Below are 22,981 nucleotides of genomic sequence, written 5' to 3'. Positions count from 1 at the left end.
GATAATGTGGAAATGAGAGATGATGGATTATTTGAATGGAAAAAGGGGGCCGGGCACACTTCATGGCAGGGAGGATTCACCCGCCCCCTCGTATGGCGCCCTAGCTAAAGAGCCCGTACTCCATGAGGAGCTGTTCCAATTCTTCGATTTCGAGCGGGCTGGGGATCACGCGCATCGTGTTTTTGTCGATATTCTCCGCGAGGGTGCGATACTCGCTGGCCTGCCCGCAGTCCGGATTCCAATCGATCACAGTCTTGCGATTGATTTCCGCGCGTTGCACATCGTTGTCACGTGGGACGAAGTGAATCATCTGGGTGCCGAGGCGCTTCGCAAATTCCTCGATCATTTCCGCTTCGCGGTCGCAGTTGCGACTATTGCAGATCAGGCCGCCCAAGCGGACGACACCCGTCTCTGCAAACTTGAGAATACCCTTACAGATATTATTGGCTGCATACATCGCCATCATTTCACCGGAGCAGACGATATAGATTTCTTCCGCTTTACCTTCACGGATCGGCATGGCGAAACCGCCGCAGACCACGTTGCCGAGCACATCGTAGAAGACGTAATCGAGCTCGTTTTCTGCGTCGTAAGCGCCGAGCTGTTCGAGCATGTTGATGGAGGTGATGATGCCGCGGCCGGCACAGCCAACACCGGGTTCAGGTCCGCCGGATTCAACGCAGAGGCTGTTGCAGAAGCCTCCCGAGCGGATGTCTTCCAGTTCCACGTCTTCGCCTTCTTCACGCAGCGTATCGAGCACGGAGCGTTGCGCCAGGCCGCCGAGCAGTAATCGGGTGGAGTCCGCTTTCGGATCACATCCGACGACCATCACCTTCTTGCCCATTTCAGCAAGAGCGGCGACCGTGTTTTGTGTTGTAGTGGATTTACCGATACCACCTTTCCCGTAGATGGCGACTTTGCGCATAGCTTTTTCAACAACTTTTTCTGCCGTGGGTTCTTCAAGTGTAGTGACCATAGTATATATTTGTTTTGAGTGATGAGTGATTGTGACTCGGAAACACTCTTAACAGGCTGCGTGCCAATAATTTTATGTGTCTTGTAAGTTGCTGTTTATGAAAGTGATGTATTTTTTTAGTTTTTCTGGCTCGATTTTTCCGTTCCGAGGGCATTCTGCAGCCTCTGCTTTTCCTACATTTAGGTAGTGCGGTAGTCATTAATCCTACGTAAATGTAGGATTCGCGGTATTGGATTGCTGACCGTTTTTCAAAAGGGGCTATTATCGGTTGGCTTAGCGCTTCTAATTGATATGTAAAACTGTCGAAAAGCATGGATAAAGGCGTGCATTCTCGGCAGTCAGGCATCCTTTAAGCTGTGATTCTGTGAATGAGTTTAACTACAAAATGTAGAGGTAAAGACTGCGATCTAGCGGTCGATGGACCGTCATTTGAGATGTTGGATCGAAGTTTCGGTGTGCACTGTCGCTCGGTGCAGGAGTTAAGCTTACTGTTTGCCGTCAGTCAGACCCTGGATAAAAGCTTCGATCTGTCGGAAATAGTGAAGCCCTTGCTGCGCCGTCTACGCGATATGATGGGAATGGAGCGAGGGATGATTGCGATTTTGAATCGAGATGATGGGCAGATATTGCTCTCTGATGCGATCGGAGTGCCGCGCACGGTGCCCGCCTCGCAGTACTTCGAATTGATCCACCCTTTGCTTCAACGCACAGTAGACAAGGTGGCGCCAGTGGTGACGCCGAACTTTCGTGAATGGATCGCTGAGGATGCGGCACGGCCGCAGTTGTCGGATGGCCTACAGATTGATGCCGGCACCGGGTTGATCAGTGTGCCGCTCAAGTTTGGCGAGAAAGTCATCGGCACGCTGAGTGTCGAGCGGCCGCGCAACTCACGGCAAGGTTGGGAGGCGGATCTTCGTTTGTTGACAATGATCGCATCCGTGATCGCGCAAGCGGCGCGCCTGCGACAAGATGCTGCAGAGCAAATCCAGAGCTTACGTCGCGAAAATACACGCCTGCAGGAGGCGATGGCCCAGGATTTTCGCCCGAAAAATATGATCGGGACCGCGGATTCGATGCGCACCGTCTATTATCATATCGAGCAAGTGGCGCAGAGCACCACCACCGTATTGATCCGCGGTGAAAGCGGGACGGGCAAGGAGCTAGTGGCCAAAGCGCTGCATGAGAAAAGTGACCGTAAGCATAAGTCCTTTGTGAAAGTGAACTGTGCAGCTTTGCCAGATTCAATCATCGAGAGTGAACTGTTTGGGCACGAAAAAGGAGCTTTCACCGGCGCGCTATCCATGCGAAAAGGGCGCTTTGAGTTGGCCAATGGGGGCACGATTTTCCTGGATGAAATTGGGGATATCTCAGCCGCAACCCAGGTGAAATTACTGCGTGTCTTACAAGAGCGCGAGTTTGAGCGCGTTGGTAGTCAGGAGACCATGCAGGTCGATGTGCGAGTGATTGCAGCCACCAGTCGAAATCTGGAAGAGATGATCGCCGATGGAAGCTTTCGTGAGGATTTGTATTACCGCTTAAATGTTTTCCCCATTTACATGCCTGCGCTGCGCGACCGGAAATGTGATGTGATGCTTCTAGCCGACTATTTTATTGAGAAATATGCCAAACGGCAAGGAGTCAAAGCGATGCGCATCTCCTCTGCGGCGATTGATTTGTTGGTCAGTTACCATTGGCCAGGTAATGTGCGGGAGATTGAAAACTGTATGGAACGCGCTGTGTTATTGGCTAAGGGGCAGTCGATCAAAGCGCACCATCTACCACCGACACTGCAAAAGAAATCGGCGAAGGAAACCAGGGAGGTCTGTACTTTGGAGGATGCGATGGTCGCGCTGGAGCGAGAGATGATCATCGATGCGCTTAAGGATACCGGTAGCAATATGGCAGAGGCGGCGCGTCGTCTTGGGTTGACTGAACGTAAGATGGGGCTGCGAGTGAAGAAATACGATATTGAGCTGAGCCGTTATAAGTAGAGGCGAGCGGCATTGCTCTTGAATACAATATAAGTATCCATGCCGGGAGTTAGGCCGAGTTCCTGCACGGCGCTGGATGTGAGCTCGGCCGCGATTTCTGTGGGAGTGGTCGTCTGTAACTGCACAATGACCAGGCAGGCTGTTGGCAGGTTTTGAATACGATTGATTCGGCAGGCTATAATATTGCGCGCGGAGATGCCGACTGGTGGTGTTAGCGCTATGAGCAGATCGCTGGCGGCGAGGCCAATCCGGATATGACTTCTGCTGGGGCCGGGGATCGGTGCTAGAACGATCGGTTGTGCTGGGTTTGCGTCCTGTAGACAGGCTAGCGTTTGTTCTGGATTTTGTTCGATGATGTTGAGCTCTAAAATATTTTCGAAGGCGGTGGCGATGCCCGGATAAATTTGAGCCTGGGTAAAGACTTCCAGTGGACTCCCTTGAGTCGTGGCCTGGCCGCGCTCGACGACGATCACTTCTTCGCAAAGTAATTGTAGTTCGATGGGGTTGTGTGAGACGATGATCATGGGCATGCCGAGTTCTTCGCGCACGCGCAGTAAAAAGGGGAGGATGCGTTGTTTCAGCGAGGCGTCCAATGAGGCCATTGGCTCGTCCAGTAGCAGTAGATCCGGCATGGTGCATAGCGCGCGTCCGAGTGCAATTCGTTGTCGCTCACCTCCGGATAGTTGATGGATACGGCGCGTCAGCAGCGGGGCGAGTTCCAGGATTGCGACCGCTTCTTCGAAGCGTTGCTTACGTGCGGGTGCATCGCACTGTGCTGGTCGTTGGCCCGCAAGTAGATTACGCTTTACGTTCCAATGAGGGAAGAGGCAGTGATTCTGTGGCACGTAGCCGATCGCGCGCTCCGCCGGGTCCAAGTCGATGCCCAGATTGCTGTCGAGCAGCACATGGGAGCCACAGCGAATGGTGCCGGAGGCTTTGTGCAGACCGGCAATTGCTTTGAGGCTGCTGCTTTTACCACAGCCGGAAGCTCCAAACAAGCCCAGGATGGTCGCCTGAGATTGGCATTTGAGGTGCAGATCAAACGCTCCCAGAGGCAGTTGAAAGTCGAATTCGTAAAAAGGCTTCATCGTGTTAGCCCCTTGCTCTTTGTATTGGGACGTAGGCAAATCTCAGTTAGGAAAATTGCCACAAATCCGACCAGAAGCGCGACGGCGACCAAGAGTAATGCGCGCTCATCTTTGCCCGATTGCTGCGCGCTGTAGATTGCTGAAGCCAGGGTTTGCGTCTTTCCAGGAATGTTACCCGCGATCATGACTGTCGCTCCAAATTCACCTAATGAACGCGTGAAGCCTAGTAGCACAGCAGCGAGTAGCCCCTTCCAAGCTAGGGGCAGGGTGACGCGTATGAAACTTTTCAAACGGCTGTATCCTAAGGTGCGTGCCATCTGTTCAAGCTCCGGGTCGACCTCTTCGAAACTCACACGTGCCGTCCGTATCACCAATGGCGCGGCCATCACGCTACAGGCCAGCACCACTGCCTTCCAAGTATAGAGGATGTCAAGATCGATGCCTAGCTGTTCCCTGCCCAGCAGGCCGCGGTCGGCCAATAGCTGCAGCAGTAAAAAGCCGACAGCTGTCGGAGGTAGCACCATTGGTAAACTTAATAAGGTTGAAAGAATACGATGCCCCGGAAACTGGTGACGTGCCAGTAAATAGGCGATGGGCAGACCCGGTGCGGCAACCAGGCAGGTTGCGGTGATCGCCCACAACACAGTCGTTGTAATAATTTCCAAAGTGGTTGACATGATGCCTAGGGAGTCAGCCTAGCTGCGGCTTTGACAGGTGTAAAACCGTATTTTTCCACAATCGCTTGGCTGGCTTCCGAGCCTATGTATTCCAGAAAGTCGGCGGCGACATCGGAATGTGCGCTTCCGGAAACGACCGCCCCGTAGTAGTGAATGGGCGCTGTGGCTGTCTGAGGCACGCTGTAGATCAATCGTAAAGAGTCTGCCTGTGCCAGGTAGTCGGTCTTATACACGATGCCCACCATCTGACGGCTGGCCTGCACTCTGGCAAGAGCCGCATGCGCATCAGTGGCAGGTATCACTTTGTCTTTAAAGGCATCCCATGCGCTGTGATCGCCGCAATGGAGACTTTGTAGCCAGCTGCGGGCATATAAGCCCGCAGGCACGTAGTCTGGGTCGCCTATCGAGAGTTGCGTCAGTGGCAATGAGCAGATCTCTGTCGAGTCAATCGCTTGGATCGGATTTTCCGGGTGCGCCACCATGGCCAGTTGGTTGGCAAATAGGACGCTCACCGTGGCAGGCTGCACTGCATGGGCTTCACGTGCGCGTTGCATCCACTGTTGGTTAGCACTCAGATAGATCTCGCCCCGGGGGGCGGCGATTAGTTGACGTGCCAAGGCCCCGGAACTGGCAAAATTATAATGTAAAGTCAGCCCATGATCCTCGGCGAATTGCGCGCCCAACTCGCGCACCATCGCGCTCAAGCTCACGGCTGCATGGATCGTCAGCGTTTGCGTATCCGCTGCTGACTGCGTGCGCTCACCCGAGCAAGCGCCCAGATAGAGCGAAAGCAGAATGCAGAAGATCACTTTAAGAAAGATGCACATATTGAAGTGAGGTAGCAATATACATGCCCGCGTACGAGTCGTGGAGGAGCTTAGCCTCATGTTCCAGTTTCGTTAAAGCAATCTATTAGCGCTGTTGCTGCTGGGGAGCTGTGAATTCGATTCGCCTTACGTAGCGTTGCCGTTGTCTGTTACCATTTGTGGATGCCGTGTTTAAGTGGCAAGGTTTAGTGTAATGATAAGCTTCCAGCTTGTTGATTGTAGTTGGGGGCAAGTTGGAAGCTTGCCACTACGTGAGAGGTGCTTGCTTACTGCAAGAAAGCGCAGAACCTATTGGATGGGCAGGTTCGACATTGGCCTTTGGTATTTAGGCACAATAAAGGCTCAGTTGGGGGGAACTGAGCCTCATATTATTTCAAATGGTCGGGCCGACAGGATTTGAACCTGCGACCCCTTCACCCCCAGCGAAGTGCGCTACCAGACTGCGCTACGGCCCGACTTATGAAAGATTGCGAACGATGCTTTTGAATTTCGTAGCGTCAAGCCCTTAATGCTATTCGGTGATGGAAACTCTAAGGAAGGCTTGGTCGCTGGCTGAAATGGGCTCGACGCGGCGATAGGTATAGCGATCAAAGTTACCTGATTCAGTGGCGATGCTGATCAGCTCCACTTCGCTGTTCTGACTGCTCCATGTGTCGTTGAGGTCGGTCACGGTCTCGACTGTGTAGGTGAGAGCATTCTCGAAATTAGGTTTGCGGTAGCTGATCTGTAAATAGCGTTGACCGTTGTCCTCGATGGTTTCGCTGATTGGTAGGATGCTGATGTCGTTGACTTCAGGGTCTCCTCCAAAGGCTTGTTCGAGTAGATTTTCGATACCATCGCCGTCGGGGTCGTCGTCGGCATCGCGTAGTTCAGTGGAAGTGGCTTCGGTGAAGGAGGCATTGGTCCATAAGCTATAGTCTTGATAAAGTTGACTGCGCCAAGCGATGGCATAGTCGGTGCTAGTTGAACTGGTCGATGCGACGGTTAGTGTGTAGTCGCCGCTTGCAAGGGCATGGCTACTATCGCGCCAGATGTGCTCGATGTTGTCGACGGCGCTATCGCTGGTCTGCGAGGCGTTGCCAGTTAGGGAGAGTGATAGGTTGGCGAGGGTGGAGGTGTATGTGTATTGAATGGATGGACCTCTTCTACTTGCTGTTTGTGTGACGGTTCGGTTCCAGGTGATCAGCGCGGAGAGGTTTCGTAGTTCAAAGCCCACCGGGACATTGATGCTATATATATCGCTGCTGTTACTGGAGACGCTACTTAGATTCCAGCCTCGTTCGTCGATACTGTTGCCAGCTACCTGTTGGCCTGCTTGCTGGATGAAGTAGCTTTCGTAAATGTCGAGTTCGCCTGCCCCATAGACTTCGTCGATGGGACGTGTGGTGGTCTGATCCCAGCTTTCTGAAATAGATTTGTCGGCTCCGGCCAATAGAATTGCTTTGAGCGTGATGGGCTGGAGTGCGTTGCTGTCTTCGTTTGCTGATTCGATCAATAAGGCCGCTGCGGAGGTGATCATTGGGGTGGCGTAGCTGGTGTATGCGGAGGGGGCAACAATTTCTGGTTTTGTGCGGCCTATGCCATCATAGCTTGTGACTCCATAGCGATGCGTTCCATCGCTGACGCCTACAGTGATACCATTATAAATGCTCCCATAAGTATCTGGAATGTCATAGGCTATGTTCTGATCTCCGTAATCGGAGTTGTAAAGCCCTGCGATTGGTAGGAATTCGTCGCGATTTGCCGCGTAGTCCATTCGTAAGCTAGCCTGATCGCTTGCGGACCAGTAGACCCAACTATGGTTTTGCAGGGGGTTGTTTTCAGTGGTCGGCGTTCCGGAGAACCATCCGCTATTGATAAAGTCATTTGCGCTGTAGACGGAGACATTGCTGATGCCGGGGGAGATGGAGGTGCTACTTCCATATAAATTGAGCCCCACTTGTGTGGCGTGACTGGATGTGAGCCCTGTGCCTGTTTCATCGACGATCGTTACATTCGCGAATTCAGAGTTTGTTGTGTTGGGGACATACTCGTCCGTGGCTTCTGGGGCTTCTACCTGTGTGACACTCACCCCTGCACCAGTGGGAATGTTGACTCCTCGAAGGCTTAATTCATTTGCGAGTTCAGTATGGCGGACACTCTCTTTGTAGGCTGCAAAGGATAATTGTGTGCCATAAATGAAGCTGATACTGATGAGGGATGTTTTCGCAAGCATTTGATCTATCGTTGGATGGGGGATTGTAGGCGCTGCGGGCTTGGTATCAATTGTATAAGAGTAAAGAACTCGTGAAATGAAACAGCCCGACTCTTGCGAGTCGGGCTGTGGTCAATCATTGCTGTGAGGGACTAGCGCCGTGAGGCCAGCAAGTAGAGTAGCCAGCCCAGGCTGCTGACAAAGGCAGCCACGTAGGTGTAGGCGGCGGCGTCGAGGGTCTTGTTGACCCCCACCAGTTCGTCTTGGTCAACGATGCCGAGGCCGACGAGTTGCGCTTTGGCCCGCTTGCTGGCGTCGAATTCAACTGGCAGCGTAACAAGTTGAAAGACCGTCAACACAATGTAGATAGCTATGCCGAGGTTGATGAAGATCGGGCTGTGGAAGAGGAAGAAGCCGCCGAACATCGCAATCGGGAGCATTTGCGAGGCAAAGTTGGTGATCGGCACCAGCGACATGCGCAGGTTGAGTGGTGCGTACTCTTGCTTGTGCTGGATGGCGTGGCCGGCTTCGTGGGCGGCGACCCCCAGCGCGGCTAAGCTGTGCCCGCGATAGTTGTCGTGGCTGAGCGCGAGACGCTTATGAGTGGGGTCGTAATGGTCGGTCAATGTGCCGTGGCACTCGACAATTTCGACGTCGTGGATGCCTGCGCTGGCCATGACGGCTTGCGCCGCTTCGCGGCCGGTGATGCGTCCACGCGAGGGGACTTGGCTATATTTGCCGTAGGCGCTTTTGACTTTCATTTGAGCCCAAAGGCCTATGACCATTGGTATCAGTATGTATATTAATAGTGGTGGCATGGTAGTTGTGTTTATCTTTGGAACCTAAATAGCAATTCCAGTTCCATAGATTCTCAAGCATTGGTGAGCAATTTTAGTAAACTTGGAATTTAAGGTAAATTTGTGGGGAATAGTTTCGATTCCTTGTCATCTTACAATACGAATCCAAACTACAAACCACGATTGATACTACATTATGAGAAAAATACTGATTACTGCACTTTTTACACTTCTAGGTCTGCAAGCATCACTGAGCGCGGGCGAGGGGTGGATGACTGATTTTGACGCAGCGAAAGCCAAGGCTGTTGCGGAGAATAAGCCTCTGCTGGTTGATTTTACTGGATCTGATTGGTGCGGATGGTGCATCAAGCTAGACAAGGAGGTCTTTAGTCAGGCTGCTTTTAAGCAATATGCGGAAGATGCGCTGGTGCTGGTGGAGCTTGATTTTCCACGTTCGAAGCCTCAGTCGGCAGAATTGAAGGCTCAAAATGAGGCTTTGGCTAAAAAATATGGGATTCGCGGCTTTCCGACGATCCTGGTGCTTTCTCCAGAGGGGAAGTTGATTGAGAAGACGGGCTATCGTCGTGGCGGAGCGGAGCAGTATGTGGAGCACATTCAGGAGATTGTCGCTTCCGCGCAGTAGGCTGATTCTGGCTCTTGTTAATTACGAATCGTGCAGCTTGGCGGCTGTGCGATTTTTTTATGGTTGATGTATCCGCCTTGCCATTGCGATCTGGGCACGGCCTCTGAGGAGAATTGGCTGGATTTGAAAAATCCACAAAGTTAGGGTTGCTTTTCGCTTTCTCTCTTTTACTCTGCGCGGTTTTCTCAGATTCAAGCCGTTTCCCAAGCGGCATTTTTCAACAGATTTCAGACATGCAACATACACTTAATATTACCAATCGTGAAAACACCGGTCGCGGTGTAGCTCGCCGCCTTCGTGCGGAGGGTAAAATTCCTGCCTCGCTGTATGGTCAGGGTAATGCTCGCTCGATCACCGTTTCTGCGGTTGATTTTCGCACGCTGAATCGTGAGATTGGCGGCGGTGCGGCACTCGTCGAGTTGACCGACGAAAAGGGTGAGTCGGCTCTTTGCCTCGTGCAGGATGTTCAGTATCATGCAGTTAAGAGCACTGTGACTCACATTGATTTTCAAGAAGTTGAGCGTGGTCACTCGTTTACAACGAAGGTGCCGGTGCATCTTGTAGGTGAAGAAGATTGTGTCGGCGTTCGTAATGAAGGCGGTATCATCGATCACAAGTCGCATGAAATCGAAATTCGCTGCCGTCCTTCCAAGCTTCCCGATCACGTGAATGCAGATGTCTCTGGTCTTGCTGTGGGTGAAGCGATTCATATTGCGGATCTTCCAGTTATCGAGGATGTCGAATACCTCGGCGAGCCTGCTCAGGTAATCGTATCTTGCCAAGCACCCACAGTTGCTGTGGAGACTAGCGATGACGCTTCGGTGGCTGCCGATGAGGTTCCTGCTACTAAGGTCAGCGAAGCTGAGTCTTCCGACTAGTCGTCAATTTTAATTCCAGGCGAGCTGTTCGGCTTGCCTGAAAACGTTCTTTTACAAATGTCCATCGCGGTCATTGCCGGTCTCGGAAATCCGGGCTCTAAATACCGCAACACCCGGCACAATATAGGCTTTGTCCTTGTTGAGTCGCTGGCTGCTAAATTCGGCGCGACGTGGAAACATGAGGCACGATTTGAAGCTGAAGTCGCGGTTATCGTATATCAGGGGCGTAAGCTCATGTTGCTCAAGCCGCAGACTTTTATGAATGCCAGCGGGCGCTCATTGGGAGCTGCCTTACGTTACCGTAAGCTTTCTGCTGAGGCGATGCTCGTCGTTTACGACGATCTCACCTTGGATTTGGGGCGCACTAAGTTGAGTGTAAACGGTAGTGCTGGCGGTCACAATGGTATTGCCGATTTGCTCGCTCAGGTCGGGTCAGGCTTCGCTCGCTATCGTGTCGGAATCGGTGCTAAGCCGCATAAAGAGATGGACCTCGCAGATTACGTTCTTGGCCAGTTTACCAAGGACGAACAAAACATTTTGGCGGATCGCACTTCGATCTATCTGGATCAGATACAGTTGATCTTGAGCGACGGCATCGAACCCGCCATGAACATCATTAACCAACGCAAAGCTATATCGCATGAGCGCAACGACAAAAAATAACTACAAAGCCACTTTCATCCTCGACCTACGCGAATCTGAAGACGATTCCGCGAAGGTGATGGCTGATCTTAACGAAATCCTCAAGTCCATCGGAGCGGAGCCTTCTGACAGCGAAGACCTCGGTATGCGTGAGTTTGCACGCGCTGCAGACCGCCGCTATACTCAAGGCCACTACGTCGAAATCTACTTTGCAGCGACGGGCGATGTGCCTGCGACTCTTAACGAGAAGCTGAAGCTCGATAAGCGGGTCAATCGTATCTTCACTGAAGCTCTCTAATTCTGTAGCTTACCGATTGCCATGGCCTCCTTTAATAAAGTCATCCTTCTTGGAAACTTAACGCGCGACCCAGAAACTCGCGTCACGGTCAATGGCAACACGATTTGTAAGTTGGGCATGGCCGTCTCACGGGTCTATTCGACCAAAGACGGTGAGCGTCGCGAAGAAACCACTTTTGTGGATATTGACGCATTTGGAAAGCAAGCCGAAGTCATCACTAAATATATGCGCAAGGGGCGTCCACTCATGGTGGAGGGGCGTCTGAAGCTCGATCAATGGGAGACCAATGATGGGCAAAAGCGTAGTAAGCTCGGTGTTGTCTTGGAAAATTTCCAATTTGTCGGTGGTCGTGATGACAACGACTCTAGCGGTGGTTCCGGCAGCGGAGGTGGTTACGAGCAGAGCTCGCCCCCACGGCGCGAGTCCAAACCCGCTGCCAGCCAAGACTTCTCTGCCGAAGGTGACACTTTGGATGAAGACGTCCCCTTTTAAGCGACCCTAAGCTGCAACTTCTCTTACTCTTTCAATCACTCATTTAAATCAAAGAACGTATCATGGCCAACAATCAGGTTCTCCTCTTACAACCCATCACTGGACTCGGCGCCGAAGGCGACACAGTCACCGTAAAAGCAGGCTACGCCCGCAATTTTCTGCTTCCTCGCAAGCTGGCTTTGCCTATCACGCAAGCGAATAAGAAACATGTCGAGTCACTGCTAAAAGCGCGTGAAGCTCGCGAGCAAAAAGAATTCGAAGACGCACGCACATTGAGCGAGCGCGTTGAGAAGACCAGCATTGCCATCGCAGTGAAGACTGGCGAGGGCGGTAAGATGTTCGGTGCAGTTACAGCCAACGATCTGTTGGAGCGCCTCAAGGAAGAAGGCATCGAACTGAGCAAGAAGCAGCTCCAACTCGCGGCTCCTATCAAGGAACTTGGCTCGCACACAGCTGCCGTTAAGTTGCACGCTGACATCGAGACCGAGCTGAAGTTTGAAGTCGTCTCTGAGAATCCGATCGAAGACGGTGCGGATTCTGAAGATGCCGCCGAAGACGACGAGTAATTAACAGGCACTGTCGTATAGACACATTCAAATACGATGCCGCCTGATTCTAACTCTAAGTTCGATCGGAATCGCTCGGGTCGAGACTACAAAGGCAAGCGTAAGTCGGAGTCGAAAGACGATGGCGTGCGCGTGCAGCCTCATAGTATTGAAGCCGAGGAGGGGCTCATTGCCGCTTGTCTACTGGATGGCGGACGTGAGATCTTGACCGAGTGTATCGAGTCCAAGATTGTTCCTGAGTTTTTTTACAAGACAGCGCACGAAGAGATTTTTCGTGCGCTGCTTGCGCTTTATGCCACAGGGGATCCGATTGACGAGATTCTGCTGCTAGACTACTTGCGCAAGAATGGCCTCGAAGAAGAGGTCGGTGGTATTGCCACCATTTATGCGATCCAGGATCGTATCGAGACCGCGGCGCACGCGCGGTATTTTGCGAAAATCGTGCACACGAGAAGTATCTCCTGCGCCGTTTGATTCGCACTTCCCGCGAGGCGATTGAGGCCTGCTATGAGCAGCAGGAGGACATGACGACCTTCATCGAGAAGATCGAGCAGGATATTTTCGAAATCAGTCGTGACCGTATTACGGATGCGGCGATTCCCATCCGGCAGTCGTTGGATGAGGCAGTCGCCGATATTCATGCGCTCTTGAATGGGCGCGATGATGCGGACGGGGTGCTCTCCGGCTTCCGCGATCTCGATGGCATGACCTACGGCTTCCACCCCGGGCAGATGATCGTGCTCGCTGCGCGTCCTTCGGTGGGTAAAACCAGTTTGGCGATGAACTTTGCGGAGCACGCCATGATTCCGGATGGTGGCCGTAAGCCAGCAGGGGTGATTGTATTTAGTTTGGAAATGACGGCGGCGCAGCTCGCGATGCGCCTGATTTGTAGCCGTGCCCGTGTGGATATGAAGCGTATTCGGGATCGCGTGATTTCGAAGCAAGATTCGGCCGACATCGCCACCACTGTGAAGGAGTTGAAGGAAGCGCCGCTGTGGATTGATGACGGCTCGACCTCCACCATTCTCGATATTCGAGCCAAAGCGCGTCGTTTGCATACGAAGAACCCGCTGGGCTTGGTTGTGGTCGACTATTTGCAGCTGATTAAGGGCACGGATAGCCGTATGCAACGTGAGCAGCAGATCGCCGATATTTCTCGCGGTATGAAGGGCATGGCCAAAGAGCTGAATGTGCCCGTGGTTGTTTTGAGTCAGCTCAATCGTGAGTCGGAGAAAGAGAATCGTGATCCGCGCCTATCTGACTTGCGTGAGTCCGGTTCGATCGAGCAGGACGCCGACGTGGTGATGCTGTTGCACCGGCCCAAAAAGAGCGACGATGACGAGACCGTCGAAGGGGGCGGACTCTATAATGAGCATGAGCACATTAAATTAATCGTTGCAAAGCAGCGGAATGGCCCCGTAGGTGAAATAGACCTGACATTTGTCCGCCGTTATACACGCTACGAGAATTTCCACCGTTAAAGGCTACGAGCCATTCTTTCTTAATAGATCAGATGCGAATCATTCAGACTCTTCTCCTTGCTGTCACTAGCTTGCTCGTGCTCGGTTTTCCGTTTAATACTTCGGTGGCTCAGGAGGCCGAAACGTATCCGGTCATCAACCGCATTGTGACTGAGTTCGACGGCTTTCGTTCGGTCAGCGATCAGTATATCTTTGGCAATATTCAGTTGCGTCCGGGGATGAATTACAATCCGGCGCTGTTGGATCAATCCATTCGCACGCTGTATAGCACGGGGCACTTCGAGTTTGTGGAAGTGCGTGTGGATAAGGCGCAAGATCAGAAAGTCGATTTAGTCTTTGAATTGGTTTCCAAATACACCATCGAGCGCATCCGGTTTTCCGGGAATGAGGCTTATTCCGATTCCCGCTTGGCTTCTAAGACCGAAATCGAGAGTGGCATGCCGCTGGATGAGTATGGCATCAGTGTGGGTGCAGACGCGATTGCCGAGTATTACGTCGAGAAGGGCTATCCAGATGTCGAGGTCGATTACCGAATTCAGCGCGATGAGACAACCGGCTATGCGGTGGTCAATTACGACATCGATGAGGGGGGGAAGGTGCGTATCGAGGAGATTAACTTTGTGGGGAATGATGCGATCAGCTCCAAGACGCTTCGTAAGCAACTCGATACACGGAAGCATAATTGGCTTTCATGGTTGCTCGGTTCGGGGAAGTTCGACGAAAAGAAATTCAAAGAAGACCTCAAAATTCTGCGTAAATACTATCGTGATTCCGGTTATCTCGATTGTGAGATCAACGAAGATCAGGTTGAAATCGATTTTATCGAGTCCGATGAGATCGTGATTACGATTCCGGTGGTCGAAGGGCAGCTTTACTACCTGGGGGAGTTCTCGGTCGAAGGTGCGACGATCTACACCTCTGCGGAATTATTGAATTCGGTGCGATTAGAGACGAATAGTCCATTTTCTCCACAAGAAGTGGATGACGCGGCAACCGCGATTCGTGAATACTACACCTCCAATGGCTATTTGGAGACACGGGTGCGCGCTGAGCGGGTGCCAAACATGGAGACTCGCCAGATTGACGTGGTCTTCCGTGTCAGTGAAAGCGAAAAATTTTACGTAGAGTCGATTAAGATCGAGGGCAATACCAAGTCCAAAGCGCGGGTGATCGTGCGCGAATTAGCGCTAAGCCCTGGGGATGTGTTTGACCGCAAGCGCATGGAGGTGAGCCAGCGTCGTTTGGAAAATACCAGTTTCTTCGAAGATGTGCGCCTGAACCCCGAGCCCACAAATGTGCCAGGGCGTAAAGATTTGGGCATTACTGTTCGTGAAGGTCGTACAGGTAACTTTACTTTTGGTGCTGGTTTCGGCTCGGTGGAAAGTGCAGTGGTCTACTTTGAAATGTCGCAGGGTAACTTCGACCTCTTTAATTGGCGCGATGGATTTCAAGGGGATGGGCAGAAGTTCCGCTTCCGTGCCTCGCTCGGTACCAGCAGTAATCAGATCTTGATCGCCTTTGAGGAGCCTTGGCTCTTTGAGCAGCGCCTTGCATTCGGCGTGGAGCTCTACCGCACAGAGTCCGATTATAATAGCTCCGATTATAATGAACTTCGCACAGGCTTCGAGCTCTACTTGCGTCGCCGCCTGTTCGAGCTGGTTGAAGCGCGTCTTTCCTACCGCCTAGAACTGGTCGAGATTTTCGATGTGGATCGTGGCACTGGCGTTGATAATGGGGACGGCTCTATTACGGGTGACGGTATTGCAGACGTGTTTCAGCGTGCTGAAGGTGAGGAGCTTGTTTCCAAGGTCGGGCTCACATTCTTACGTGATACACGCGAGACTTTGATTTTTACGCGCAAGGGCAATCGCTCTAGCTTGAGTTTCGAGTACGCGGGCGTGGGGGGCGATGTAAACTACTACAAGTTTGAGGGGCGCACGGCTCACTTTATCCCGACCTTCGATACGATGAAGCAGTCCTTATCGATTCTTGCCCGGGTCGGCAGCGTGACGCCATTTGGTCAAAGCGAGATCGTTCCTTTTTATGACCGTTTCTATCTCGGTGGACCGGACACACTCCGTGGATTTGATTACCGCGAAGTGGGCCCGCGTGACCCGGATGACGAAGATGAATCGGTGGGGGGTAACTCGTATTCCATGATTTCTTTTGAATATGCTTTCCGAGTTGCGGAACCTTTAGGGCTAGTCGTGTTCTATGACTGGGGATTTGTTAATACAGATGATTTGGATTTCAGCATGTCAGACTACGCCGATAACTGGGGGATTGGTGCGCGCATTATGCTTATGGGCTCACCGCTCAAGCTGGATCTCGGTATTCCCATTACATCCCCCGAGGGTGCTGGTGGTGGCACACAGTTTAATTTTTCCTTTGGCACACGCTTCTAGTGCTGCTTAACTCTAACGTCTCAAACCCATAATACATATTATATGAAAAAAATCACTACTCTTATTCTTGCCTCGCTTGTAGTCACTACAGGCTTATTCGCGCAAAAGACTCCCGTGGTCGGCGTCGTCGACGTGCAGCGCGTGCTCGCTGATTATGCCGACTTTCAGGCTGCCGTTGAAAAGGTAAAGGGCTCTGTCGCTCCGGTGGAAGAAGAAATGAAGAAGATGCAGGCAAACATCGAGGCGATCGTGAGTGAAGGTCGTAGCATCGAAACAAAAGCCAAGAACCCGGCTGCCAGCGACGAAGCGCGCGCTGAAGCTCAAGCTCAAGTGGGCCAACTTCAGCAAAAGCTGCAACAAGCTCAGGGCGAACTTCAGCAGTTCCGCCAGCAAGCACAACAACTGGCGAAACAAGGCCAACAAGAAGAGCTGGCACCACTTCAAGCCAAGGCTGTTGAAGCTGTGACGACAGTTGCTGAAGATAAGGGCATCGATCTGGTGATTCCAAAGAACACCGTGATCTATTCCTCTGACGCACTCGAAATCTCTGATGCTGTGATTGCCGTGCTGAACGCAGGCAACTAATTGTTTAATTTTTCAAATTTTCAAAAACCCTGTTCTCGCGTAGAGCAGGGTTTTTTGTTTTCTACCCATTATGGCACTAGCTTATTCCACACAACGAATTCTCGAAATTCTCGGTAACGATTGCGAAGCAGTCGGCGCATACGAGGGCACGATCCAGGGCATCGCGTCGCTGGCTGAGGCGCAGGCGGGCGATCTTTCATTTCTCGGAAACCCTAAATACCGCGCGGCGGTGGCAGACTCCCAGGCATCTGTGCTACTGGTGCCGAAGGACTATGAGCAGGCACCTAAGCCTGGGCAGCTGCACTTGAAGTTAGAGAACCCCTCTTTCGCACTGGCTTTAATTTGCCGCGACATCGAGTTGACGCTTCTGCCCAAGCCGCCTGCGGGCATTCATCCGAGTGCCGTCGTGGAAGCAGACGCGGAAGTCTCTCCCGAAGCCAGTATCGGTGCTTTCTGCTATATTGGCTCCGGTGCCAAGGTGGGAGCGGCCGTTCTGGCGAGCCATGTCTCGGTGGGGCGCAGCGCTCAGATTAAAGATGAGGTGCAGATTGGTGCACGGGTCTCCGTGGGGGATTATTGTGTCATCGGGGAGCGTAACCGACTCTTACCGGGCTGCGTGATCGGCTCCGACGGCTACGGCTACGAATATTTTGACGGGGCCCATCAGCGGGTGCCACAGATTGGCAATGTTGTGATAGCGGCGGACGTCGATGTGGGGGCCAATTCCACGATCGATCGCGCCCGTTTCGGCTCTACGCAGATTGGTGCAGGCACTAAGATTGATAATCAGGTGCAGATTGCGCACAATGTCAGGGTTGGGCAGCACTGCTTGATCGTCGCTCAAGTCGGCATCAGTGGCAGCACGGTGCTGGGGGATGGAGTCGTCGTCGGTGGTCAAGCCGGGCTCGCGGGGCATTTAAAAATTGGTTCCGGTGCGATGATTGCAGGTGGCACCGCTGTGGTCAGCGATATTGAGCCACAGTTAAAAGTACGCGGCTACCCAGCCATGCCGATGATGCTCTTTAATCGGATGGCAGTTCTACAACGAAAGTTGCCCGATCTTTTCAAAAGGTTTGATCAACTCGAAAAAACGGTGAAGTGTCTCGCTCCCGAGTCTAAGTAACTGAACGAATCATGATGATGAAAGATAGCTCCCTTAAAATATTTAGCGGCAATTCCAATCCCGCTCTAGCGAAAGAGATATGCAAATCTCTCGGTGTGCCGCTGGCGGAAGCTGATGTCATCAGTTTCCCTGATGGTGAAAGTTTTGTTCGTATTAACGAGAATGTGCGTGGTGCCGATGTCTTTATCATCCAGTCTACGTGTAACCCAGCCAATCAGAACTTGATGGAGCTGTTCATCATGATCGATGCGGCACGTCGTGCTTCGGCGAATCGTATCACGGCAGTCATTCCGTTTTACGGCTATGCACGTCAGGATCGCAAGGATCAACCACGTGTGCCGATCACTTCGAAGCTGGTGGCCAATTTGCTCGTTTCGGCGGGCACTGATCGCGTGCTCACTGTGGACCTCCACGCGCAGCAGATTCAGGGCTTTTTCGACATTCCGGTCGACCATCTTTATGCCTCGCCCGTTCTCTTTCAGTATCTGAAAGACATTGATACTAAGAATTTAACGCTCTTTTCGCCCGACGTCGGCGGTATGAAGATGGCCTCTGCATATGCGAGTATGCTCAATGTGCCACTCGGATTCATCGCCAAACGGCGCACCAGTGCCGAAACCGTTGAGGCCACTTCGCTGGTTGGTGAGACGGAGGGGCGCGACATCCTGCTGGTCGATGATATGACCGAGACTGCCGGCACGCTATGCGCGGCGGCTAAGTTGCTCAAGGAGCACGGTGCCAAGAGCGTCATGGCCGCCGTCAGCCATGGTGTTTTGAACGAGATGGGCTACGAGCGCCTCGCTGGTGGAATGATCGATCAGCTCATCACTACGAATACCACGCCGGTGCAAACGCGCCCTGGAGTGCCGATTACTGTGCTCAGTGTTGCCGATCTACTCGGTGAGGGGATTCGTCGCATTCACGATAACGAGAGTGTCACGGGCCTCTTTGACATCAAAGGCTTCTAGTCAAAGACTGTGGTCGGGCTCGATGTGGATATTTTTTTTCTGCTCTATCTTGGGGCGGGATTTTTTCTGCTCTTTGGCTTGTGGTTCTACTATGATTGGCGAGATGGGCATATTCATGATGCACAGCGCTCGAAGGTCATTTATCATTGCATCAAATGTAGCCAAATCTACACGGGGCCGTATCTCAGCGAAGAATGCGATTGCCCCGAATGCGGTTTTACCAATGGTCGACTTAGATTTTAAAATCAGAATCTAATTTTCCTAATTCCTATTTCTTAATCTCTATTTCTCTTATGCCAGATCATATCGCCGTTCTCGACTTTGGTTCACAATACACGCAAGTTATCGCTCGCCGTATTCGTGAAGCCAATGTGCTTTCACGTATTTATCCTTATAATACGCAAGCCAGTGTGCTCAAAGAAGCTGGTGCGAAGGGCATCATCCTTTCCGGGGGGCCCTCTTCAGTATTGATCGAAGGCTCGCCGCGGCCCGATGCGCAAGTTTTTGAACTGGGGCTGCCAGTGTTGGGCATTTGTTATGGCGAGCAGTTGATGGCTCACATGTTGGGCGGCCGCGTCGGCAAGAGTGAGGAGCGGGAGTTTGGCCACGGCACCCTGAATATTGAGATTAAGGGCAAACTGTTCGAAGGTCTGCCTGATTCGCTACGAGTCTGGAATTCCCACGGCGACCGCTTAGAGGCTTTGCCTGAAGGGTTTGAAGCTGTGGCTTCCACAGAAAATTCGCCCTATGCCACCATTCAAAATGCCGAGCGTAATTTCTACGGCATGCAGTTTCACCCGGAGGTGGCGCACTCTGAAATGGGCACTGAGGTGATTGCCAACTTCCTATTTAAGATTTGTGGCTGTGCTGCCGATTGGTCGATGGCCAATTACATCGAAGAAAGTGTGCAGAAAATTAAGGACACCGTGGGAGATGAGCGCGTGATTCTGGGTCTTTCCGGTGGGGTGGATTCATCAGTCGCCGCGGCATTGATCCATAAGGCGATCGGGAAGCAATTAACCTGCGTCTTTGTGGATAATGGTCTCTTGCGCCTGCACGAACGTGAGCAGGTTGAAAAACTCTATGGGGATCATTTCGACCTTGATGTGCGAGTCGCGGATAAATCCGACTTTTTCCTGGATCGCCTCGCTGGCGTTTCCGACCCCGAAACCAAGCGTAAGATTATCGGTAACGCCTTCGTTGAAGTATTTGACGAAGCGGTCACTGAACTCAAGGAGCGCGGCAATTACACTTTCTTAGCTCAAGGCACACTCTATCCCGACGTGATTGAATCCGTCGCCATTGATGGCAATCCAGCAGCGCTGATTAAGAGCCACCACAATGTGGGCGGCTTGCCTGAGAAGATGAACCTCAAATTGCTCGAGCCACTGCGCGAGCTATTTAAGGATGAGGTGCGCGAGCTCGGCACTCAGTTGGGCCTGCCTAAGGAAGTGGTCTGGCGTCAGCCATTCCCCGGACCCGGTTTGGGCGTCCGCGTGATGGGGCCGATCAAGCGCGAAGATTTGGTCGTGTTGCGCAAGGCCGATGCGATCCTACAAGAAGAAATGTTGGCTGCTGATCTTTACTACAAGGTCTGGCAATCTTTCTGTGTTTTCCTTCCCGTCAAAACAGTGGGTGTGATGGGGGATGAGCGCACCTATGAGAACGTCGTTGCGCTACGTATCGTCGAGAGTGTCGATGCCATGACAGCTGACTGGGCGCGTGTGCCATACGAAGTGCTCCGTACGATCTCCAGCCGCATTATCAACGAAGTTTCCGGTTGTAACCGAGTGGTCCTCGATATCAGTTCCAAGCCACCTAGCACAATTGAGTGGGAGTAGTGTGAACAAATTGCCGTCGTGACGGTCCATGTATGGATATGAAGACACTGCTGCGTACTTGTTTCTTATGTTTGGTGGCTGCCTCTGTTTATGCGCAAGAGGTCAGTGAGAGCGAAGTGATTGACCGCGCACGTGCCACAGTCGGCACCGAGGCGGCTCTGGATGGTTTGGTGACTTTGCAAATCATTGGCACTCTCGAGCCCGCGGACCCGGATATGCCCTCGGCCACATTGTTGATTATCGCTCGTAAGCCGCTTTCGCAGCGATTGGAAATCAAGGTCGATGACATTGTTGAAACCACCATACTGGATTGTAAGAAAGGCTGTATCATTCGTTCCAATCTCAATGCCGGTGCTTCGCAAATGCGCGATTTGATTGGCTCGGAACTGGAGCGCGTTAGTTACAGCACGCGGCAGTTTTTTAACTTTTTCCGGCCGGACTTTAAAAACGGGGAAAAAGTCCACCTAGTGGGAACCGAAACGTACCGTGGTCAACGTTGCTACAAGCTCCACTACGAATACCCAGGTGGGCTTAAAACAATTCGTTATTTTTCAGTGGCCGACGATACGCTTGTATCGACTATCACAGAAAATGGTGTCGAGAGTATAGGCCGCGGCTCGATGACCGTAGGTGGTATTAAATTTCCTAAAGAGATCGAATACTATGAAGGTGAGCGCAAGTTGCACACCATTCTGGTCCACGAGCTTAAGGTCAATCAGCCGCTCACCGCTGGTATCTTCGATATCCCTCAAGGCGATACGCAGTGAGTCCCACCCAATCAATCGGCTGAAACGCGACTGGTGTTAAACCATCGATGATTATATAAGCCTTAGTGTGATTCCTCGTTCGCCAATGCGCGTTTCGCGGCTTTCGACATTTGGACCATGCTGATGTGAGCATCGTGTGCGGATTCCAGTGGATGGTGAAAGGGGATCTTGATCTGGCGTACTTTTTGGGCGACTTTGGCTTGAATCGTGAGTGTGAGCGTGTCGAGTGCGAGGATTTGGGCCTCGCTCGCTTCGGTTAAGCGACCAAAATACTGCGCGTAGGCGAGTACCGAGTCGGCATGATCCTCGTTCATGTGACTGATGATGCGGGCAATGTCTTGACTGCTAAGTGGGCTTTCAGGTGTGCTCATGATCTTTTATTTTGCGTGGGCGGTGGCGGGTTCGTTGCGGTGGCCTTTGCCATTGAAGCCGCGCACGTGGCTGAGTGTTTCCATTTGCTCGCCACTGATGTCGTAGGCTTGTCCAAAACCGACGACCAATCGACCAGACTTGGGGCTCAAGCGGATCAGGTGAAAATCTTGCATGCCTTTTAAGTGGTTCATAATGCCACCAAATTTTTCGCTAAAGCGCTCCATCGCGTCCTTCCATTCGGCGGAATCGCGCTCGACTTCTGCGGTGGTGCAAGCGTAGGTGACACGCTTGCGGGCGAAGATTTGCTCGCAGGTTTCTTCGTCTTCGATCAGTAGCACGGAGGCTTTTTGTGTGTCGCGCAAGTTAGCGGTGTGTGCTGAGAGCTCGCTCACATGCACGTAAAAGTCGCGTGACTCGGTGAGCACGGCGGGCGCGTAGCTGGCTTCGGGGGTGCCGCTAGTCGACACGGTGCCAAGTTGAATGGACTGAAATCCGGAAAGGAGCGAAGCGTAGCCAGTGTGGGCGCTTTGTGGTATGGTATCTTTGTTTTCGGTCATGTTGTTGTATTGGTAGTGTTTGAGTTAGGATTTTTGATTTTTAAAAGCGCATCACCTTCGTGGTGTACCCATTCCACTGGAATGTCGAATACGCGTTCAATTCGTTTGGCGGAGAGCACTGAGGCTGCTTTGCCGAAGGCAACAGAACGGCCGGCTTTGAGCATGAGCACACGGTCGGCATAAGCACGTGCTTGTTGCAGGTCGTGCAATACCAGAAAGACAGCCGCGCCGCGATCGGCACATTGGCGGGCCAGTTGGAGGATTTGTATTTGATGCTTCAGGTCGAGATTGGCGGCGGGTTCGTCCAGAAAGAGTAGTGTGGGGCCGTCTGAGTTGAGGCCTTCGTGCAGCTGAGCCAACACGCGGGCTAAGTGCACACGCTGCCGTTCACCTCCTGAGAGGTGTTGATACTGGCGGTCTTTTAAGGCCAGGCAGTCGACTTGCTCGAGTGCGGCTTCGCAGATTTCCAAATTGCGCGCCTGTTCCACCTGAGCGAGATGCGGGCTGCGTCCCATCATCACGACATCGATCACGGGGAAGTTGAACGCGAGCTCGCTTTGCTGGGGGAGCACCGCGCGCCAGCGTGCGATGTCTTGTGGGCGTTGCATCTGCGTGGCCAAGGACTGGCCATTCAGTTCGACCGTGCCACGGGCGAGGGCGAGTTCGCCTGTCAGGGCTTTGAGCAGTGTGGATTTGCCCGAACCATTGGGGCCGATCACAGCGATGAGCTCCGCAGCTTGTAGATCGAAGTGTAGTTGGCGTAGCACGGCACGGCTGCCGCGTTTGACGGTGATGTTGTCGCAGCGTAACATG

At 52.4% G+C, this 22,981-nt stretch carries 24 protein-coding genes and 1 tRNA gene; 15 read left to right on the top strand and 10 right to left on the bottom strand.

Annotated elements, in window-relative coordinates; translation table 11 throughout:
* Positions 1-100 precede the first annotated feature (100 nt).
* Positions 101-925 carry a nitrogenase iron protein gene (gene nifH / locus SH580_RS07715; RefSeq protein WP_345786256.1) on the bottom strand — a complete coding sequence of 275 codons (825 nt, stop codon included), beginning with the start codon at positions 923-925 and terminating at the stop codon, positions 101-103.
* A 419-nt stretch (positions 926-1,344) separates the two neighbouring features.
* On the opposite strand from nifH, the gene SH580_RS07710 reads away from it, so the two are divergent.
* Positions 1,345-2,967, top strand: a complete 1,623-nt coding sequence (locus SH580_RS07710) for a sigma 54-interacting transcriptional regulator (protein ID WP_319834433.1) — start codon at positions 1,345-1,347, stop codon at positions 2,965-2,967.
* Here SH580_RS07710 and modC read toward each other — a convergent pair.
* The 6 genes from modC to SH580_RS07680 all read right to left on the bottom strand — a co-directional run bounded on the left by modC (position 2,958) and on the right by SH580_RS07680 (position 8,538).
* Positions 2,958-4,055, bottom strand: coding sequence for a molybdenum ABC transporter ATP-binding protein (gene modC / locus SH580_RS07705; RefSeq protein ID WP_319834432.1), 1,098 nt, complete (start codon positions 4,053-4,055; stop codon positions 2,958-2,960). The two genes, SH580_RS07710 and modC, sit on opposite strands and share 10 nt — an antisense overlap.
* A complete protein-coding gene (gene modB / locus SH580_RS07700; RefSeq protein WP_319834431.1) occupies positions 4,052-4,720 on the bottom strand; it encodes a molybdate ABC transporter permease subunit in 669 nt (222 codons plus the stop codon). The genes modC and modB overlap by 4 nt, the downstream gene beginning before the upstream one ends.
* Before the next feature lie 17 nt (positions 4,721-4,737).
* Positions 4,738-5,559 carry a molybdate ABC transporter substrate-binding protein gene (modA, locus tag SH580_RS07695; protein ID WP_319834430.1) on the bottom strand — a complete coding sequence of 274 codons (822 nt, stop codon included), beginning with the start codon at positions 5,557-5,559 and terminating at the stop codon, positions 4,738-4,740.
* Positions 5,560-5,937: 378 nt separating this feature from the next.
* A tRNA-Pro gene (locus tag SH580_RS07690) sits at positions 5,938-6,014 on the bottom strand.
* A 56-nt stretch (positions 6,015-6,070) separates the two neighbouring features.
* Positions 6,071-7,774 (bottom strand): S8 family peptidase, encoded by a 1,704-nt coding sequence (locus SH580_RS07685; protein ID WP_319834429.1) that lies wholly within the window; start codon positions 7,772-7,774, stop codon positions 6,071-6,073.
* 131 nt (positions 7,775-7,905) lie between these two features.
* Positions 7,906-8,538, bottom strand: a complete 633-nt coding sequence (locus tag SH580_RS07680; protein WP_425607142.1) for a zinc metallopeptidase — start codon at positions 8,536-8,538, stop codon at positions 7,906-7,908.
* Positions 8,539-8,746: 208 nt separating this feature from the next.
* Here SH580_RS07680 and SH580_RS07675 point away from each other — a divergent pair, with 208 nt between their 5' ends.
* The 14 genes from SH580_RS07675 (at position 8,747) to SH580_RS07610 (ending at position 21,239) form a co-directional block, all read left to right on the top strand.
* Positions 8,747-9,193 carry a thioredoxin family protein gene (locus SH580_RS07675; protein WP_319834427.1) on the top strand — a complete coding sequence of 149 codons (447 nt, stop codon included), beginning with the start codon at positions 8,747-8,749 and terminating at the stop codon, positions 9,191-9,193.
* A gap of 233 nt (positions 9,194-9,426) precedes the next feature.
* Positions 9,427-10,071: a 50S ribosomal protein L25 gene (locus SH580_RS07670; RefSeq protein WP_319834426.1), complete on the top strand. Its 645-nt coding sequence runs from the start codon at positions 9,427-9,429 to the stop codon at positions 10,069-10,071.
* Between the two features lie 57 nt (positions 10,072-10,128).
* On the top strand, positions 10,129-10,734 hold the full coding sequence (gene pth / locus SH580_RS07665; RefSeq protein WP_319834425.1) for an aminoacyl-tRNA hydrolase: 606 nt from the start codon (positions 10,129-10,131) through the stop codon (positions 10,732-10,734).
* Complete coding sequence (locus tag SH580_RS07660) at positions 10,712-11,011, top strand: 30S ribosomal protein S6 (protein WP_319834424.1); 300 nt, start codon at positions 10,712-10,714, stop codon at positions 11,009-11,011. The genes pth and SH580_RS07660 overlap by 23 nt, the downstream gene beginning before the upstream one ends.
* A 21-nt stretch (positions 11,012-11,032) precedes the next feature.
* Positions 11,033-11,503: a single-stranded DNA-binding protein gene (locus SH580_RS07655; protein ID WP_319834423.1), complete on the top strand. Its 471-nt coding sequence runs from the start codon at positions 11,033-11,035 to the stop codon at positions 11,501-11,503.
* A gap of 62 nt (positions 11,504-11,565) precedes the next feature.
* Positions 11,566-12,069: a 50S ribosomal protein L9 gene (rplI, locus tag SH580_RS07650; protein ID WP_319834422.1), complete on the top strand. Its 504-nt coding sequence runs from the start codon at positions 11,566-11,568 to the stop codon at positions 12,067-12,069.
* 36 nt (positions 12,070-12,105) lie between these two features.
* The gene (locus SH580_RS07645) at positions 12,106-12,543 is read left to right on the top strand and encodes a DnaB-like helicase N-terminal domain-containing protein (RefSeq protein WP_319834421.1); all 438 of its coding nucleotides are present in this window, start codon (positions 12,106-12,108) and stop codon (positions 12,541-12,543) included.
* Positions 12,540-13,550, top strand: a complete 1,011-nt coding sequence (locus SH580_RS07640) for a replicative DNA helicase (protein ID WP_319834420.1) — start codon at positions 12,540-12,542, stop codon at positions 13,548-13,550. Before SH580_RS07645 ends, SH580_RS07640 begins: the two co-directional genes overlap by 4 nt.
* Before the next feature lie 32 nt (positions 13,551-13,582).
* Positions 13,583-15,955: an outer membrane protein assembly factor BamA gene (bamA, locus tag SH580_RS07635; RefSeq protein WP_319834419.1), complete on the top strand. Its 2,373-nt coding sequence runs from the start codon at positions 13,583-13,585 to the stop codon at positions 15,953-15,955.
* 42 nt (positions 15,956-15,997) lie between these two features.
* Positions 15,998-16,540: an OmpH/Skp family outer membrane protein gene (locus SH580_RS07630; protein WP_319834418.1), complete on the top strand. Its 543-nt coding sequence runs from the start codon at positions 15,998-16,000 to the stop codon at positions 16,538-16,540.
* Positions 16,541-16,610: 70 nt separating this feature from the next.
* Positions 16,611-17,663: a UDP-3-O-(3-hydroxymyristoyl)glucosamine N-acyltransferase gene (gene lpxD / locus SH580_RS07625; protein ID WP_319834417.1), complete on the top strand. Its 1,053-nt coding sequence runs from the start codon at positions 16,611-16,613 to the stop codon at positions 17,661-17,663.
* 14 nt (positions 17,664-17,677) lie between these two features.
* Positions 17,678-18,631: a ribose-phosphate diphosphokinase gene (locus SH580_RS07620; protein WP_345786255.1), complete on the top strand. Its 954-nt coding sequence runs from the start codon at positions 17,678-17,680 to the stop codon at positions 18,629-18,631.
* A 293-nt stretch (positions 18,632-18,924) separates the two neighbouring features.
* Complete coding sequence (guaA, locus tag SH580_RS07615) at positions 18,925-20,472, top strand: glutamine-hydrolyzing GMP synthase (RefSeq protein WP_319834415.1); 1,548 nt, start codon at positions 18,925-18,927, stop codon at positions 20,470-20,472.
* A gap of 38 nt (positions 20,473-20,510) precedes the next feature.
* A complete protein-coding gene (locus SH580_RS07610) occupies positions 20,511-21,239 on the top strand; it encodes a hypothetical protein (protein WP_319834414.1) in 729 nt (242 codons plus the stop codon).
* 62 nt (positions 21,240-21,301) lie between these two features.
* On the opposite strand, the gene SH580_RS07605 is transcribed toward SH580_RS07610, so the two are convergent.
* From SH580_RS07605 to SH580_RS07595, 3 genes are read right to left on the bottom strand one after another with little or no spacing between them, the layout of a single operon-like run.
* Positions 21,302-21,610 carry a DUF2470 domain-containing protein gene (locus tag SH580_RS07605; protein WP_319834413.1) on the bottom strand — a complete coding sequence of 103 codons (309 nt, stop codon included), beginning with the start codon at positions 21,608-21,610 and terminating at the stop codon, positions 21,302-21,304.
* Between the two features lie 6 nt (positions 21,611-21,616).
* Positions 21,617-22,168, bottom strand: a complete 552-nt coding sequence (locus SH580_RS07600) for a HugZ family pyridoxamine 5'-phosphate oxidase (protein WP_319834412.1) — start codon at positions 22,166-22,168, stop codon at positions 21,617-21,619.
* Positions 22,165-22,980, bottom strand: a complete 816-nt coding sequence (locus tag SH580_RS07595; protein WP_319834411.1) for a heme ABC transporter ATP-binding protein — start codon at positions 22,978-22,980, stop codon at positions 22,165-22,167. The genes SH580_RS07600 and SH580_RS07595 overlap by 4 nt, the downstream gene beginning before the upstream one ends.
* Between the last annotated feature and the right edge of the window lies 1 nt (position 22,981).

This window comes from Coraliomargarita algicola (genome assembly GCF_033878955.1).
In the GTDB taxonomy this organism is placed as follows: domain Bacteria; phylum Verrucomicrobiota; class Verrucomicrobiia; order Opitutales; family Coraliomargaritaceae; genus Thalassobacterium; species Thalassobacterium algicola.
This window is presented reverse-complemented; position numbering and strand designations above follow the sequence as displayed.

Bases quoted from the DNA above. Each gene is read 5' to 3' on its own strand.
- nifH (WP_345786256.1), bottom strand. From the start codon at position 925: ATGCGCAAAGTCGCCATCTACGGGAAAGGTGGTATCGGTAAATCCACT.
- SH580_RS07710 (WP_319834433.1), top strand. From the start codon at position 1,345: ATGAGTTTAACTACAAAATGTAGAGGTAAAGACTGCGATCTAGCGGTC.
- modC (WP_319834432.1), bottom strand. From the start codon at position 4,055: ATGAAGCCTTTTTACGAATTCGACTTTCAACTGCCTCTGGGAGCGTTT.
- modA (WP_319834430.1), bottom strand. From the start codon at position 5,559: ATGTGCATCTTTCTTAAAGTGATCTTCTGCATTCTGCTTTCGCTCTAT.
- SH580_RS07685 (WP_319834429.1), bottom strand. From the start codon at position 7,774: ATGCTTGCGAAAACATCCCTCATCAGTATCAGCTTCATTTATGGCACA.
- SH580_RS07680 (WP_425607142.1), bottom strand. From the start codon at position 8,538: ATGGTCATAGGCCTTTGGGCTCAAATGAAAGTCAAAAGCGCCTACGGC.
- SH580_RS07675 (WP_319834427.1), top strand. From the start codon at position 8,747: ATGAGAAAAATACTGATTACTGCACTTTTTACACTTCTAGGTCTGCAA.
- SH580_RS07670 (WP_319834426.1), top strand. From the start codon at position 9,427: ATGCAACATACACTTAATATTACCAATCGTGAAAACACCGGTCGCGGT.
- pth (WP_319834425.1), top strand. From the start codon at position 10,129: ATGTCCATCGCGGTCATTGCCGGTCTCGGAAATCCGGGCTCTAAATAC.
- SH580_RS07660 (WP_319834424.1), top strand. From the start codon at position 10,712: ATGAGCGCAACGACAAAAAATAACTACAAAGCCACTTTCATCCTCGAC.
- SH580_RS07655 (WP_319834423.1), top strand. From the start codon at position 11,033: ATGGCCTCCTTTAATAAAGTCATCCTTCTTGGAAACTTAACGCGCGAC.
- rplI (WP_319834422.1), top strand. From the start codon at position 11,566: ATGGCCAACAATCAGGTTCTCCTCTTACAACCCATCACTGGACTCGGC.
- SH580_RS07645 (WP_319834421.1), top strand. From the start codon at position 12,106: ATGCCGCCTGATTCTAACTCTAAGTTCGATCGGAATCGCTCGGGTCGA.
- bamA (WP_319834419.1), top strand. From the start codon at position 13,583: ATGCGAATCATTCAGACTCTTCTCCTTGCTGTCACTAGCTTGCTCGTG.
- SH580_RS07630 (WP_319834418.1), top strand. From the start codon at position 15,998: ATGAAAAAAATCACTACTCTTATTCTTGCCTCGCTTGTAGTCACTACA.
- lpxD (WP_319834417.1), top strand. From the start codon at position 16,611: ATGGCACTAGCTTATTCCACACAACGAATTCTCGAAATTCTCGGTAAC.
- SH580_RS07620 (WP_345786255.1), top strand. From the start codon at position 17,678: ATGATGAAAGATAGCTCCCTTAAAATATTTAGCGGCAATTCCAATCCC.
- guaA (WP_319834415.1), top strand. From the start codon at position 18,925: ATGCCAGATCATATCGCCGTTCTCGACTTTGGTTCACAATACACGCAA.
- SH580_RS07610 (WP_319834414.1), top strand. From the start codon at position 20,511: ATGAAGACACTGCTGCGTACTTGTTTCTTATGTTTGGTGGCTGCCTCT.
- SH580_RS07605 (WP_319834413.1), bottom strand. From the start codon at position 21,610: ATGAGCACACCTGAAAGCCCACTTAGCAGTCAAGACATTGCCCGCATC.
- SH580_RS07600 (WP_319834412.1), bottom strand. From the start codon at position 22,168: ATGACCGAAAACAAAGATACCATACCACAAAGCGCCCACACTGGCTAC.
- SH580_RS07595 (WP_319834411.1), bottom strand. From the start codon at position 22,980: ATGTTACGCTGCGACAACATCACCGTCAAACGCGGCAGCCGTGCCGTG.